The organism is Rhodopseudomonas boonkerdii (assembly GCF_021184025.1).
GTDB lineage: Bacteria > Pseudomonadota > Alphaproteobacteria > Rhizobiales > Xanthobacteraceae > Tardiphaga > Tardiphaga boonkerdii.
This window is the reverse complement of sequence record NZ_CP036537.1, coordinates 2,035,688-2,050,211: the sequence shown is the minus strand read 5'-3', so window position 1 is coordinate 2,050,211 and position 14,524 is coordinate 2,035,688. Positions and strand designations below refer to the sequence as shown.

The following is a 14,524-nucleotide window of genomic DNA, read 5'->3' as shown; positions in this document are numbered from 1 at the left end:
CGCAATGCGCATATGTGCTGTTGCGAAGCCGCCACAGCGCCACGAAGTTCAGCAGCACTGCGCGTGAACTAAATTCCGCTGCGCCCCCCAACAAGACCTCCGCACGGTTTCTGTCATCGTGAGCGCATGCAATCGCGCAGCAGCGGCGACTCGATCGCCGTACATCGCGCCAGAAACTGAGGAACGACACGATGAAGCGAACCACACTCGGCGCTGCGCTTGTTCTCGGCGTAGCCATCGCCCCCGCCGCCGCGGCCGATATGGCCTATCCGGTCAAGACCCCGATCGCTCCGGTGGCCGCGTTTTCCTGGACCGGCTTCTATATCGGGGCCAATGTCGGCTATGGCGGCGACAGGTTCGACTATCCGTTCAGCGCGACGCAACGCCAATTGCAGGCGGAAGCCCCGGCGCTGGTCACCAGCAGCGCCGGCAAGTTAAGCCTCACCTCCAGCGGCTTCTTCGGCGGCGGCCAGGCCGGCTACAATTATCAATTCTCGAACGGGTTCGTGACTGGTATCGAAACGGACATCCAGTGGTCCGACATCAAGGGCCGTTTCGAAGGCAACCAGACCGTCAACAACAATGGCGTTGTCACTTCGGCGACCTTCGGCACCGGCTCGCAGGTCGAATGGTTCGGCACCATCCGCGGCCGCCTTGGTTATGCCTGGGACCGCTTGTTCCTCTACGGCACCGGCGGTGGCGCCTATGGGCAGGTTAATACGTCAGGCAACTTCATCCTGACCGGGCCGAACGGCGTCATCGGCCAGATCGCCGCTGCCTCCAACGGCGGGACACAATGGGGCTGGACGGCCGGCGCCGGCCTCGAATACGCCTTCGCTCCGCAATGGTCGTTCAAGACCGAATATCTCTATGTCGATCTCGGCCGCAGCAGGCTGGCCGCGACCAATGTGAACGACGTCGCCAACGGCTTCTTCGCCAGTTCCCTGCTCGAGGTAGAAACCAGGTTCCACACCATGAAGGCAGGCGTGAACTACCGGTTTTGATCTGGCAGAACCCAGGTCCGGCTCCGTCGACGGAGCCGGACCTTGCGCTATATCCGGGCCAGGAAATCCGGTAATCTGGGCGCTTCGGTAGGCTGGCTGGAGCGTTAACAAAGTCCTGACAAGACCGGATTTGGCTTGAAAATCCTTGCTTTAACGGGCAATCAGGCGGCTGTTTCGCAACGCTGACTGGCGGCCCGCAGACTGCCGCGGACTACCGGTGAGGCGCTCCCTGGACTGCGGATGGCCAAAGTTACACGCAAAGTCACTGACGATCCCCATGGCGCCTGGGCGCTGATCCGTCGCTTGATCACAGAGCAGGCGAAAGCCTACTGGCGCCGATATCTGGCAGCCTTCCTGCTGATGGCCGTCTCCGCCGCCACCACGGCCCTGTCCGCCTATATGCTCGGCGAGGTGATCAACCAGGCCTATGTGGACAAGAGCATCGAGCGCATCGCGCTGTTCTCGAGCTTCGTGGTTCTCATCTTCCTGCTCAAGGGTGCCGCGACCTATGGCCATACGGTGATCCTGTCGAAGATCTCCAATGCCATCGTCGCCAACAATCAACGCCGTCTGTTCGCCAAACTGATGAGCGAGAGCATCGGATTCTTCTCCGAACGTCACTCCTCCGAATTCCTGCAACGCCTGACCGCCGGCGCCAATTCGGTGACGCAGGTGCTGAGCCTGCTGATCAATGCCATTGGCCGCGATCTGCTCTCGCTGATCGGCCTCGTCGCCGTGATGGTCATGCAGGATCCGTATATGGCGATTACCGGCTTCCTCGTCGCCCCGCCGGCGATCCTCGTGCTGCGCAAACTGGTCCGCCGCATCAAGGGCCTCGCCCGCAACCAGTTCACCGGCACCGCCGACATTCTCGAAGTGATGCAGGAATCCCTGCAGGGCATCCGGACGGTAAAGGCCTTCACGCTCGAACAGACGATGCAGGCGCGGATGGATGCCAGCATCGCCGCGGTCGAGCAGAATGCCAATAAGATGGCGCGGGTCTCCAGCCGCTCCTCGCCGCTGATGGAAACCCTCGGCGGCTTCGCCATTGCAGGCGCGCTGATGTATGGCGGCTATCGCGTGGTAGCCATGGGTGCGACACCGGGCCAGTTCTTCTCCTTCATCACCGCCTTCCTGCTGGCCTATGAGCCGGCCAAGCGCCTGGCGCGGTTGAACATTGACCTGAACAGCCAGCTCATCGGCGCCCAAACCCTGCTCGAGATCGTGGACAGCCCGGCCACCGAGCCAAATGACGATCATAAGCCGGCACTCAAGCTCACCGACGCCCGCGTCGAGCTGCGCGACGTCACCTTCCGCTATCGTCCCGGCGAAATCGTGCTCAACCGCATGGGCTTCGTCGCCGAGCCGGGCAAGATGACCGCCCTCGTCGGCCCCTCCGGTGGCGGCAAGTCCACCGTGCTGGCGTTGCTGCTGCGAATGTATGAGGTCTCCGAAGGCCAGATCGTCATCGACGGCCAGAATACCGCCGAGGTCTCCCGCCGCTCGCTGCGCAGCCAGACCGCCTATGTCGGCCAGGACGTCTACATGTTCCGCGGCACCATCCGCGAGAACATCGCGTTCGGCCGTCCGGGCGCAACCGAGGACGAAATCGTCGCCGCTGCCAAGGCGGCCTGTGCCCACGACTTTATCCTCAGCTTCCCCAAGGGCTATGACACGCCGGTCGGCGAACACGGCACCACCCTGTCAGGAGGCCAGCGCCAGCGCATCGCCATCGCCCGCGCGCTGGTGAAGAACGCACCGCTGATCCTGCTGGACGAAGCCACGGCAGCGCTCGATTCCGAATCCGAGAAGGCGGTGCAGGAAGCCATCGAGCATCTCTGCCAGAACCGCACCACCATCGTGATCGCGCACCGCCTGCACACCATCATGCATGCTGACGCCATTCTGGTGGTCGAAGGCGGCGAGATCGTCGAGCGCGGCCGCCACGACGACCTGCTGCGCCGGGATGGCCGCTATGCGTCGTTCTTCCGCCTGCAGCATCGTGAAGCCTCCCCGCTGGCGCCCCTCGACGCATCGGCGTAAGAGGACGCTGCCGGGGCCGCCTCACGGCGGATCGACGTCATTTGCAACCAGTCCGAGACCCCTTCATGACCGCTTCCTATGTGATCACTCCGCCGCCGCAGGCCGCCATCGCCGTCCAGGGCGAAACCGCCAAATTCCCGGTCCGCCGCGTCTGGTGTGTCGGCCGCAATTATCTCGAGCACATCCGGGAGCTCGGCAACGACGAGCGCAACCCGCCCTTCTTCTTCGCCAAGCATGCCGACATGGCCGTGGCCGACGGGAGCGTGATCCCCTATCCGACCCTGACCAAGGACATGCAGCACGAGGTAGAGCTGCTGGTGGCGCTCAAGAGCGGCGGCCTCAACATCTCGCCCGAGCAGGCGCTCGACCACGTCTGGGGCTATGGCGTCAGCGTCGACCTCACCCGCCGCGACCTGCAGACCATCTCGCGCAAGAAGGAGCAGCCCTGGGAGATCGGCAAGTCATTCGACATGTCCGCTCCGACAGGCGCGCTGATTCCGGCTTCGAAATCCGGTCATCCCTCCAAGGGCAAGATCTGGCTGTCGGTGAACGGCACCGAGCGCCAGAAGGGCGATCTGTCGGAAATGATCTGGAACATCGCCGAGATCATCTCGAAGCTGTCGCTGCAGGTCGAGCTCGGCGCAGGTGACGTCATCCTGACCGGAACCCCGGCGGGTGTGGCTGCGCTCAATCCTGGCGACAAAGTCGAGTGCGGCGTGGACGGCATTGGCACGCTGAGGTTTTCGATCGGCGAGCCCACATAGATCGCTCCGCCCAATTAGGAGGCCGACCGATCTCGCCATTGTGAAGCCGTCGAGCCTTCCTTCTTGGATTTTTCGAAGCAGTCAAAGACAAGCGATCGGGGCGCTCGCCACGGTTACGCTCCAGAACAAGAATTGATGCGATGCGTCGTATTTTGATTTTGGCTATAAAAGTTTTCGTCACGGCAGCCCTGCTCTATTTCGCCCTGCGAAAGGTTGACTTTGCCGAGCTCCTATCGCGAATCGATGCTGCGAGTTTCGGCTGGTTATTGCTTGCCATCTTGCTGGCTTACGTCGCCACCTGCGCCAGCGCGTTGCGCTGGCGAACAATTTGCACCAGTTGCGATACCCCTATCGCGGTCAGTCGAGCGTTCCGATTCACGATGATCGGAGCTTTTTTCAATCAGACGCTGCCGTCGTCGATGGGCGGTGATGCGATCCGTCTGTGGCTTCTGGCCCGCGGGGGTGCCGGCTGGCGCGCGGCAACCTACTCAATCTTCGTTGACCGCGCCTTTGGGCTACTCGCTCTGGCCATCTTGATCCTGGCGACGTTGCCTTGGAGTTATGAACTCATCACCGATCCCGTCGGTCGATCGGCCCTCGTCACCATTGACGTTCTGGCCCTGGGCGCAGGCTTTGGCTTTCTCCTATTCGGTGGATTGCGCATCGGATGGTTTAAGCGCCTGTGGTTCCTGCATCATATTCACGCCTCCGCGGTTGTCGCAAACCGTATGATATTCAATCGAACAACCGGCCCTCGCGTCGCCGCGCTTTCGATACTCATCCATGTATTGACGGTTGTCATTGCCTGGTGTGCCGTTCGGTCGATCGCGGCCCCGGCTACTTTTCTACAAGTTCTCCAGATTGTTCCACCCGTAATCATTGTGACGATGATCCCCATCTCGATCGCAGGATGGGGGTTGCGCGAAGCATCGATGGGCCTCGCTTTTTCCTATGCTGGTCTTTCGGCTAATGAAGGCATCAACGTCTCTCTTCTTTTCGGCATCGTCTTTTTCATTGTCGGGGCAACTGGCGGCCTGTTCTGGCTCTCAAGCGCGGAAAGCGCAACGCATGGAAAAGCCGGGGATGTAACGAAATAGCGCAACGCGCGAACTTGCCGACCGACCAAATAAAAAGCCCCGGATCGCTCCGGGGCTTTTCTGATTCAGCTCTGCAGAGCGAACTCAGTAGCGATAGTGCTCGGCCTTGAACGGGCCTTCCTGCTTCACGCCGATATAAGCCGCCTGCTCGTTGCTCAGCGTGCTCAGCTTGACGCCGATCTTGGCGAGGTGCAGGCGCGCGACCTTCTCGTCTAACGACTTCGGCAGCACGTACACTTCCTTCTTGTATTTGCCTTCCTTGTTGTTGGCGTAGAGTTCGATCTGCGCCAGCGTCTGGTTGGTGAAGGAGGCCGACATCACGAAGGACGGGTGGCCGGTGGCGTTGCCGAGATTCACCAGGCGGCCTTCAGACAGCAGGATCATGCGCTTGCCGTCGGCGAAGGTGATCTCGTCGACCTGCGGCTTGATGTTGTCCCACTTCAGGTTCTTCAGCGCACCGACCTGAATCTCGTTGTCGAAGTGGCCGATATTGCAGACGATGGCACGATCCTTCATCGCACGCATGTGCTCGATGGTGATGATGTCCTTGTTGCCCGTCGCAGTGACGAAGATGTCGGCGCGCGGCGCGGCGTCTTCCATGGTCACAACTTCATAGCCTTCCATCGCCGCCTGCAGCGCGCAGATCGGATCGATTTCGGACACCAGCACGCGGCAACCGGCCTGACGCAGCGAAGCCGCCGAGCCCTTGCCGACGTCACCGAAGCCGGCAACCATGGCGACCTTGCCCGACATCATCACGTCGGTGCCACGGCGGATGCCATCGACCAGCGACTCGCGGCAACCATAGAGGTTGTCGAACTTCGACTTGGTGACGCTGTCGTTGACGTTGATCGCGGGCCACAGCAGCGTGCCAGCCTTCTGCATGTCGTACAGACGATGCACGCCCGTAGTGGTCTCTTCCGAGACCCCCTTGATCGAGTCGGCGATCGCCTTGAAGTAACCCTTCGGCTTTTCCTTCAGCTGCTTCTTCAGCAGCGCAAAGAACACTTCCTCTTCTTCCGAACCCGGCTTGTCCAGGAACGCTGTGTCGCCGTTCTCGGCGCGCAGGCCGAGGTGGACATACATGGTGGCATCGCCGCCGTCGTCGAGAATCATGTTCGGGTGGCCGCCACCGTGCCAGTCGAACAGCTTTGCGGTGTAGTCCCAGTAGTCCTTCAGGGTTTCGCCCTTGACGGCGAACACCGGAATGCCGGCGGCAGCGATCGCGGCGGCAGCATGATCCTGCGTCGAGTAGATGTTACACGAGACCCAGCGGATGTCGGCGCCGAGCGCCTTCAGCGTCTCGATGAGCACGCCGGTCTGGATGGTCATGTGCAGCGAACCGGCGATACGCGCGCCCTTCAACGGCTGCTTCGGGCCAAACTCTTCACGAGTGGCCATCAGGCCCGGCATTTCGGTCTCGGCGATCGAGAGCTCCTTGCGGCCGAAATCGGCGAGCGAAATGTCCTTGACGATATAGTCGGTGAAACCGGCGGGTGCGGTCATGTGGGATGTCCTTAGTTGTTAGCGCGAGGGGCGCTGGAAATGTCTCTCTCCGTCATGCCCGGGCAAAGCGCGAAGCGCGGCTTCGCTAGATGACCCGGGCATCCATCTTCGACTTCGCCGAAGAAAAGCTGGGTGGCCGGGTCAAGCCCGGCCACGACGTCACTTGTGATTAGACGTTGCGCTTCAGCGCATCGACGAGGTCGGTCTTCTCCCAGGAGAAGCCACCATCTGCATCCGGCGTACGGCCGAAGTGACCGTAGGCGGCGGTGCGGGCATAGATCGGCTTGTTGAGGTCGAGATGCTTGCGGATGCCACGCGGGGTGAGATCCATCGCAGCCGCGACGGCCGCCTCGATCTTGTCGTCAGCGACCTTGCCGGTGCCGTGGGTGTCCACATAGATCGACAGCGGACGCGCCACGCCAATGGCGTAAGCGAGCTGCAGCGTCGCCTTGTCGGCGAGGCCGGCAGCGACGATGTTCTTCGCCACGTAACGCGCGGCATAGGCAGCCGAACGGTCAACCTTGGTGGAATCCTTGCCGGAGAACGCGCCGCCGCCATGGGGAGCTGCACCGCCGTAAGTGTCGACGATGATCTTGCGGCCGGTCAGGCCAGCGTCGCCGTCAGGACCGCCGATGAAGAACTTGCCGGTCGGGTTGATATGCCAGATGGTCTTGTCGGTGATCCAGCCTTCCGGCAGCGCCTTGCGCACGTAGGGCTCGACGCGCTCGCGCACCTGGTTCGAGGTCATGTCCTCGACGAGATGCTGATGCGAGACGACGATCTCGCGCACGCCGACCGGTTTGCCGTTTTCGTACTGCACGGTGACCTGGCTCTTGGAGTCCGGGCCGAGCACCTTCTCGGTGCCATTGTGGCGGGCTTCCGAGATCAGGCGCAGAATCTTGTGCGCGTAGAAGATCGGCGCCGGCATCAGCTCAGGCGTCTCGTTGGTGGCGTAGCCGAACATGATGCCCTGGTCGCCAGCGCCTTCTTCGGCATTGGTCGGCTGCTTGGCATCGACGCCCTGCGCGATGTCGGCCGACTGCGGATGCAGCAGAATGTCGATATCGCAGGTCTTCCAGTGGAAACCGTCTTGCTCGTAGCCGATGTCCTTGATGGCGGCGCGGACGACGGCTTCGATGTGATCGTTGGTCACGGTCGACGGACCGCGGGTCTCGCCGGCAATCACGACCTTGTTGGTGGTGGCGAGGGTTTCGCAGGCCGCGCGGATATCCCAAGGATCGATGCCAGCCTTCGGGCCTTCGCGGAAGAACAGATCGACGATCTCGTCCGAGATGCGATCGCAGATCTTGTCGGGATGGCCTTCGGAAACCGATTCACTGGTGAAGAGATAAGACGCGCGCATCAACTGATCCTCTGTGGTTGCGCCGGAGATGGCAGGCTTCGTGCTGAGTTCTTGCGAATTTCTTGAATGTTCTCGGTGTCAGTCGCGACGCCGCGAGATGACGTAGGATTCGTCGTAGAACCAGAGACCGTTGTGCTTGCGCAGAACCTCTCTCGTGGCATCCAGATAACGGCCGCTCTGCGTCACTTCCGTCAAACGGTCATCCTCGATTTGGGCCACATAGACCGCCGCGTTCCAGGCTGCGAATGCCGTCGATGTCCCGATCGATCCGGTGACCTCGTTCGGCAGCGCCTCCATGGCGTAGCGAAAGATCGACCGCTGGTCGGAATAGGCATTGAAGTTCAGATCGCGGCCGGCGGAGCCCAGCTCGTATTTCACCGCCCGCAATAGCTCATGCCGGCTGACGGCGAAAGGATTTTCTTTGGGCCAGACGGCTTGGACGATCTCCATGCCGGGGTCCTGCCCATGCGAATGAATCCCGATCAGCCGCCCACCGGCTCTAAGTGCCCGGGCCAGCGGCGCGATGATGCGGCGGGCGCGGAATTGAACGGAACTTTTCGCGCGATAGGGCTGCGAAGCAATAATCAGGTCGAAATTGGCCTCGGTGCGGCCGGCGCGTGGGATGATGGTATCGAGCAGGAACCGGTGATCCTCGCGATAAACCACCAAGGCCACGGGGCGTTCATAGGTCGGCATGCCCGATCGCGGATTAATGCTGGCGCGCCAGTTGTCCTCAAGAAAAGCTCCAAGATTCGCGATCTGGTCGGCGAATTCGCCCGATGAGGCCCCACGGAGGGGAACCTCGTGCCAGATCATGGCCGCCGCCGCAGTCGGAGACGCCGGCGTCAGCGTGGGGGCCTCGGCATAGTGCATGTTGGTCAGCACGAAGACCGTGGCCGGATGCTCGAACAGGCGATCCGGGATCTTGTCGAGAGTCAGGCGCGCATCTTCGAGGCTGAGTTCCTTGCCGGCGATATAGAACGGCATATGCGGGAAACGGCCGTGCATCGAGCGCATCACGCGCGACAGCACGGTGCCGTCGCCGACCCCCGCATCGAACACCCGCAGCGCCGGCGGACGCGGATGGATGTTGGCCAGCTCCAGCGCGACGCGGTCGGCGATCACCCGCTTTTCCGAGCAGGTGTGCACGAACAGCAGGTATTTCTGCCGGTTTTCGAAGAACCGGAAATTGCTGCGCGGGTCGCGGCGCTCGATCGGCGCTTCCAGCCCCGGCGGCGGCGGCACGCCTTCGGGCATCGACTGGGCGATGAAAGCCTGGATGCGCTCGAGCGTATCGATGGTGATCCGTTTGCCCTCGCGCAGGCGCGCGACCAGCTTGCCGTCATTCACCGCGCGGCGGCCGAAGGTCGATTCCGCCATGCCGGCCTGGCGGCAGAAATCGGCGATCGTGGCGAGGATCTGGTCGTTTTTCATTCGATTTCTTGCGGCTTTCTTGCGGCAGGATCTGTGGCCGACTTGCGGCAGCCACACGGCACAGAGTGGGCAGAAACGGCTTCTGCCCACTCTCTAGCACGGCTTGCCCACGGGGGAAATGGTCCGTAGACACTCCAGAATGTCGTGCGCCAGTCGCCCGGCTTTGCTAAGACGCCGCAGCGTCACACTTGCTTCCAGCACGCTCCAGACAAGGTTATTTCCATGCGCATTGCGATGATCGGCACCGGTTATGTTGGACTCGTTTCGGGAGCCTGTTTTGCCGATTTCGGCCATCACGTGACCTGCGTGGACAAGGCGGCGAACAAGATCGAGGCGCTGCTACGCGGCGAAATCCCGATCTACGAGCCGGGCCTCGACGCCCTGGTCGCCGCCAATGTGAAGGCCGGCCGGCTCGAATTCACCACCGATCTTGCAGACCCGGTCGCCAAGGCGGATGCCGTGTTCATCGCCGTCGGCACCCCGTCCCGGCGCGGCGACGGCCATGCGGACCTCTCCTATGTCCACGCCGCCGCCCGCGAGATCGCCGCCAATGTGAACGGCTTCACGGTGGTCATCACCAAATCCACCGTCCCGGTCGGCACCGGCGACGACGTCGAGCGCATCATCAAGGAAGCCAATCCGGCCGCCGATGTCGCCGTCGCCTCCAATCCGGAGTTTCTGCGCGAGGGTGCCGCGATCCGCGACTTCAAGCATCCCGACCGTATCGTCGTCGGCACCGAGGACGACCGCGCGCAAAAAGTGATCGCCGAGATCTACCGGCCACTTTACCTGAACCAGGCGCCGATCATGTATACCGGCCGCCGCACGGCCGAACTGATCAAATACGCCGCCAACGCTTTCCTCGCGACCAAGATCACCTTCATCAACGAGATCGCCGACCTCGCCGAGCGGACCGGCGCCGATGTACAGGACGTCGCCCGCGGCATCGGCCTCGACAACCGCATCGGAGCCAAGTTTCTCCATGCGGGTCCCGGCTTCGGCGGCTCCTGCTTTCCGAAGGATACGCGCGCGCTGGTGAAGACGGGCCAGGATCATGAGGCGCCGCTGCGCATCGTCGAAGCGGTGCTCACCGTCAACGACAACCGCAAGCGCGCCATGGCCCGCAAGGTGCAGCACGCGCTCGGCGGCAGCCTGCGCGGCAAGACGGTCGGCGTGCTCGGCCTCACCTTCAAACCCAACACCGACGACATGCGCGAGGCCCCCTCGATCCCGCTGATTACCGCGCTGCAGGATCTCGGCGCCACCGTGCAGGCCTACGACCCCGTCGGCATGGAACAGGCGAAAGCCGAACTACCCGCCTCCGTCACCTATTGTGACGACGCCTATGCCTGCGCGACCGGCGCCGATGCACTCGTCATCGTCACCGAATGGGAGCAGTTCCGCGCGCTCGATCTCGCCCAGCTCAAAGCGAAGATGAAGCAGCCGGTGATGGTCGACCTGCGCAATGTGTATCGGCCCGACGAAATGGAGAAGGCCGGGTTCACGTATGAGAGCGTCGGCCGCGGGCGAATTTGAATTCGGTCGTAAAGCGGATAAGCGGAGCGTCATCCGCCGTTCTTTGCCAAACGCGTTCGGCCGGCGGATGACGGCTTCGCCTCATCCACCAATGACACGGCACATATAAAAATGCCCGGCTCGAGCCGGGCATTTCGATGGCAAAGGTCGGGAAGCTTACTTCCCCCACACCTCGTTCGCCACGTCCACCGCGAGCTTCAGCTTCGCCCACTGCTCGTCCTCGCTGAGGATGTTGCCCTCTTCGGTCGAGGCGAAGCCGCATTGCGGGGACACGGCCAGCTGCTCCAGCGGAGCGAACTTCGCCGCTTCCTTCAGGCGGGCCAGAACGTCTTCCTTCTTTTCCAGCTCGCCGAATTTCGAGGTGATGACGCCGACCACGACCACCTTGTTGCCCTTCGGCAGGAAACGCAGCGGCTCGAAGCCGCCGGCGCGGTCGGAGTCGTATTCGAGGAAGTAGCCGTCGTAATTGGTGCCCGCGAGCAGCGTTTCCGCCACCGGCTCGTAGCCGCCCGAGGAAATCCAGGTGGAGCGGAAATTGCCGCGGCACACATGCGTGGTGATCACCATGTCGGCAGGACGCTCGGCGATGGCGTAATTGATGATGCGGGCATAGATCTGCTGCAGATTGTCGGCATCCTCGCCGCGGGCGCGCACCTTGTTGAGTTCGTCCTCCGAGCAGAGATAGGCCCAGACGGTGTCGTCGAACTGCAGATAGCGGCAGCCGGCATCGTAGAACGCCTTCACCGCCTTGCGATAGGTCTTGGCGAGATCCTCGAAGAACACTTCGATGTCCGGATAGACCTCCTTGGAGATCGCCTTGCGGCCGCCGCGGAAATGCAGCACGGCCGGCGACGGGATGGTCATCTTCGCCGCGACCCCAGCGATATCGGCATGCCGCTTCAGGAAGCGGAAGTGATCGAGCATCGGATGATCGTCGGGGAAATCCAGCTTGCCAATCACGCGCACACTGTCATGGCGGGTCTCGACGCCGGTGAACTGGATGCCGGTGTCGGGATGATAGAGTTCGCAGCCGGTCAGCTTGGCGAGAAAGTCGAAATGCCACCAGGAACGGCGGAATTCGCCGTCGGTGGCGAGCTTGAGGCCGATGGAGGCCTGCTTGTGCACCACCTTCTCGATTTCGAGATCTTCGACCTTGCGCAGATCGGCGGCGGTGATCTCGCCCTTCTCCAGCCTGGCGCGCGCTTCCTTGATCGACGCGGGGCGCAAGAGGCTGCCGACTTCGTCGGCGCGGAACGGGGCTTTTGTTCTCTGCATGTGATACTCCCAGATGATCAGTTGGCAGACGCGCCGGACGGACCGGCTTGATGTTTATTATGCCCGGCCACGCCGAGCAGACGGTCGAGCACGGCTAGATCGGCCTTCAGCGCTTCGCTGCTCGCATCATGCACGATCGTGCCACGTTCCAATATCACGACGCGATCAGCCAGACCTAAAATCTTTCGCGCATTCTGCTCCACGATGATGGAACAGATGCCGCCGGTGCGCGAAATCTTGCCGATGGCAGCCAGCAATTCCTCGACGATGATCGGGGCAAGGCCTTCGGTCGGCTCATCCAGCAGCAGCACTTTCGGATTGAGCACCAGCGCGCGGCCGACCGCCAGCATCTGCTGCTCGCCGCCGGACAGCTGGTTGCCGAAATTGCCTTTGCGCTCCTCGAGACGCGGAAACATCTCGTAGACCTTCTTCACGGTCCACGGCCCCGGCTGCGCCACCGCGGTCATGTTCTCTTCCACCGTGAGCGAGCGGAAGATGTTGCGCTCCTGCGGCACCCAGCCGATGCCGCCGCGGGCGCGCTGATCGGCACGCAGCGCCGTGATGTCATTCCCGCCCAGCCTGAGCGAACCGCCGAAGCGGCGGGTGACGCCGACGATGGAGTTGATCAATGTCGTCTTGCCGGTGCCGTTGCGGCCGAGCAGCGCCAGGACCTGCCCCTCGCCGAGCGACAGCGACATGTCAGGGATGACGACGGCCTCGCCATAGCCGGCGCGCAGATTCTGGATGGCGAGCAGCTCAGACATCGGCGCCCTCCCCGAGATAGACCGCTTTCACCTGCGGATCGCGCGCGACGTCGTCCGGCGTGCCTTCCACCAGCATGGCGCCGTTGACCAGCACGGAAATGCGGTCGGCGAAGGAGAAGACGAGATCCATGTCGTGCTCGATGAGCAGCACGGTGACGTCGCGCGGCAATGCGGCGACGGCGGCGAGGATGTCGTGTCGTTCGCTTTCCGGCACGCCGGCGGCGGGCTCGTCCAGCAACAGCACGCGCGGCTTGGCGGCGATGGCGACGGCGATCTCCAGCAGGCGCTGCTTGCCGTAAGGCAGCGTCGCGGTCCGCTCGTTCATGACGTCGATGAGATGGAAGCGGGCGAGATTTTCCGCGATCTCGTCATTGACGTCGCGGCGTGTGCCCATCAGGCGCCACCAGTCGCCGCCATGGCCGAGGCGTTCGGACACGGCCAGACCGACGGTCTCGCGCGGCGTCAGATCGGGATAGAGCTGATTGATCTGGAAGGTGCGCGACAGTCCGCGCAGCACGCGCTTGTGGACCGGCAATTCAGTGATGTCCGCCCCTTGCAGCAGGATGCGGCCGCTATTCGGCTTCAGCACGCCGGTCAGCAGGTTGATCACCGTGGTCTTGCCGGCGCCGTTAGGGCCGATCAAGGCATGGCGGGCGCCGGCCGCGATCTTCAGCGAGAGATCGCGGGTCACGCGCAGGCCGCCGAAGGACTTTTCGAGATTGGCCGTTTCCAGCGCGATGGTCATGCCGCGCGCCCCCGCGAAAACCTGCTGGCGATCAGGCGCGGCACGAACAGCACCCAGCGATGCAGCCGCTCGCGGCCGATCAGCACGATGATGACCAGCACGGCACCGATCCAGAACTGCCAGTATTGCGGCGTGATGGTGGAGAACAGCTCCTGCAGCAGCTTGAAGATGACGGCCCCGATCAGGCCGCCATAGAGATAGCCGGTGCCGCCGATGATCACGACCAGCATCAGATCCGCCGAGCGCTCGAAGGCGAAACCATCGAGGGAGGCCAGCGCCGTGGTCTGCGTCGACAGCGCACCGGCCACGCCGGCATAAAAGGCCGCCACCGTATAGATCGCGATCAGCCGGCGATTGACGGGAATGCCGATGGCGGAGGCGCGCAGCGGATTGTTGCGGATCGCCCGTACCGACAGGCCGAAGGGCGAATTCACGATCCGCCGCGCCAGCAGGAACAGGATGAACAGCACGATCAGGCAATAGATGAAGCCGACCTTGCCAAAGATATCGAAGGAAAACAGGCCGAGGATGGGCTGCATCTCGATCCCCTGCAGGCCATCGGAGCCGCCGGTGATGTTGGAGAACTTGTTGGCGAGTTCGCGCAACAGGAGCGCGATGCCGAGCGTCACCATCAATCGCGTCAGGTCGGAGCCGCGCATCACCAGGAAGCTGGTGACGAAGCCGAGCAGCATGGCGGCGAGACCCGCAACGATCAACGCCAGCACCGGCTCCTTGACGATGCCATGCAATGCGAGCAGGCCGGCGGCATAACCGCCGAATCCGAAGAAGGCGGCGTGGCCGAGGGAGACGATGCCGGCATAGCCGAGGATGAGATCGAGCGAGAGCGCGAACAGCGCGAGCCAGGCGATCTCGGTGAGGATGAGGTAGCGGTTCGGAAACAGCAGGATGCAGCCTGCCGCAAGCAGCCAGAATGCGACCTCCGGCCAGCGCCAGCGTGCGCTCGCCATCGCGACGGTGGCGACTTCGGGATGC

The 14,524-nt window shown here is 62.7% G+C and carries 12 protein-coding genes; 5 read left to right on the top strand and 7 right to left on the bottom strand.

Translation table 11 applies throughout. The annotated features are described in order from the left end of the window. Positions 1-191 precede the first annotated feature (191 nt). From E0H22_RS09535 to E0H22_RS09520, 4 genes are all read left to right on the top strand, one after another. Entirely contained in the window at positions 192-1,004 is an 813-nt protein-coding gene (locus E0H22_RS09535; protein ID WP_233025412.1) for an outer membrane protein, read from the top strand. Between the two features lie 240 nt (positions 1,005-1,244). Next, the gene (locus tag E0H22_RS09530; protein WP_233025411.1) at positions 1,245-3,047 is read left to right on the top strand and encodes an ABC transporter ATP-binding protein; all 1,803 of its coding nucleotides are present in this window, start codon (positions 1,245-1,247) and stop codon (positions 3,045-3,047) included. Between the two features lie 65 nt (positions 3,048-3,112). Further along, positions 3,113-3,811: a fumarylacetoacetate hydrolase family protein gene (locus E0H22_RS09525; protein WP_233025410.1), complete on the top strand. Its 699-nt coding sequence runs from the start codon at positions 3,113-3,115 to the stop codon at positions 3,809-3,811. Between the two features lie 140 nt (positions 3,812-3,951). Beyond that, entirely contained in the window at positions 3,952-4,908 is a 957-nt protein-coding gene (locus E0H22_RS09520) for a lysylphosphatidylglycerol synthase transmembrane domain-containing protein (protein WP_233025409.1), read from the top strand. A gap of 84 nt (positions 4,909-4,992) precedes the next feature. Here the strand turns inward: E0H22_RS09520 and ahcY are convergent, their stop codons facing one another. The 3 genes from ahcY to E0H22_RS09505 form a co-directional block, all read right to left on the bottom strand. Further along, positions 4,993-6,414: an adenosylhomocysteinase gene (gene ahcY / locus E0H22_RS09515; protein ID WP_233025408.1), complete on the bottom strand. Its 1,422-nt coding sequence runs from the start codon at positions 6,412-6,414 to the stop codon at positions 4,993-4,995. A 169-nt stretch (positions 6,415-6,583) separates the two neighbouring features. After that, positions 6,584-7,777: a methionine adenosyltransferase gene (gene metK, locus E0H22_RS09510; protein ID WP_233025407.1), complete on the bottom strand. Its 1,194-nt coding sequence runs from the start codon at positions 7,775-7,777 to the stop codon at positions 6,584-6,586. 78 nt (positions 7,778-7,855) lie between these two features. Continuing rightward, the gene (locus tag E0H22_RS09505; protein WP_233025406.1) at positions 7,856-9,211 is read right to left on the bottom strand and encodes a hypothetical protein; all 1,356 of its coding nucleotides are present in this window, start codon (positions 9,209-9,211) and stop codon (positions 7,856-7,858) included. A gap of 222 nt (positions 9,212-9,433) precedes the next feature. On the opposite strand from E0H22_RS09505, the gene E0H22_RS09500 reads away from it, so the two are divergent. Further along, positions 9,434-10,747: a UDP-glucose dehydrogenase family protein gene (locus E0H22_RS09500; RefSeq protein WP_233025405.1), complete on the top strand. Its 1,314-nt coding sequence runs from the start codon at positions 9,434-9,436 to the stop codon at positions 10,745-10,747. Between the two features lie 156 nt (positions 10,748-10,903). On the opposite strand, the gene E0H22_RS09495 is transcribed toward E0H22_RS09500, so the two are convergent. Genes E0H22_RS09495 through E0H22_RS09480 form a run of 4 tightly spaced genes read right to left on the bottom strand, consistent with a single transcriptional unit; the run spans position 10,904 to position 14,499 of the window. Further along, a complete protein-coding gene (locus E0H22_RS09495; RefSeq protein ID WP_233025404.1) occupies positions 10,904-12,022 on the bottom strand; it encodes a cobalamin-independent methionine synthase II family protein in 1,119 nt (372 codons plus the stop codon). Positions 12,023-12,039: 17 nt separating this feature from the next. Then, on the bottom strand, positions 12,040-12,786 hold the full coding sequence (locus tag E0H22_RS09490; RefSeq protein WP_233025403.1) for an ABC transporter ATP-binding protein: 747 nt from the start codon (positions 12,784-12,786) through the stop codon (positions 12,040-12,042). After that, the gene (locus E0H22_RS09485; protein ID WP_233025402.1) at positions 12,779-13,531 is read right to left on the bottom strand and encodes an ABC transporter ATP-binding protein; all 753 of its coding nucleotides are present in this window, start codon (positions 13,529-13,531) and stop codon (positions 12,779-12,781) included. The genes E0H22_RS09490 and E0H22_RS09485 overlap by 8 nt, the downstream gene beginning before the upstream one ends. Next, on the bottom strand, positions 13,528-14,499 hold the full coding sequence (locus tag E0H22_RS09480) for a branched-chain amino acid ABC transporter permease (protein ID WP_233026241.1): 972 nt from the start codon (positions 14,497-14,499) through the stop codon (positions 13,528-13,530). The genes E0H22_RS09485 and E0H22_RS09480 overlap by 4 nt, the downstream gene beginning before the upstream one ends. Positions 14,500-14,524: the final 25 nt, after the last annotated feature.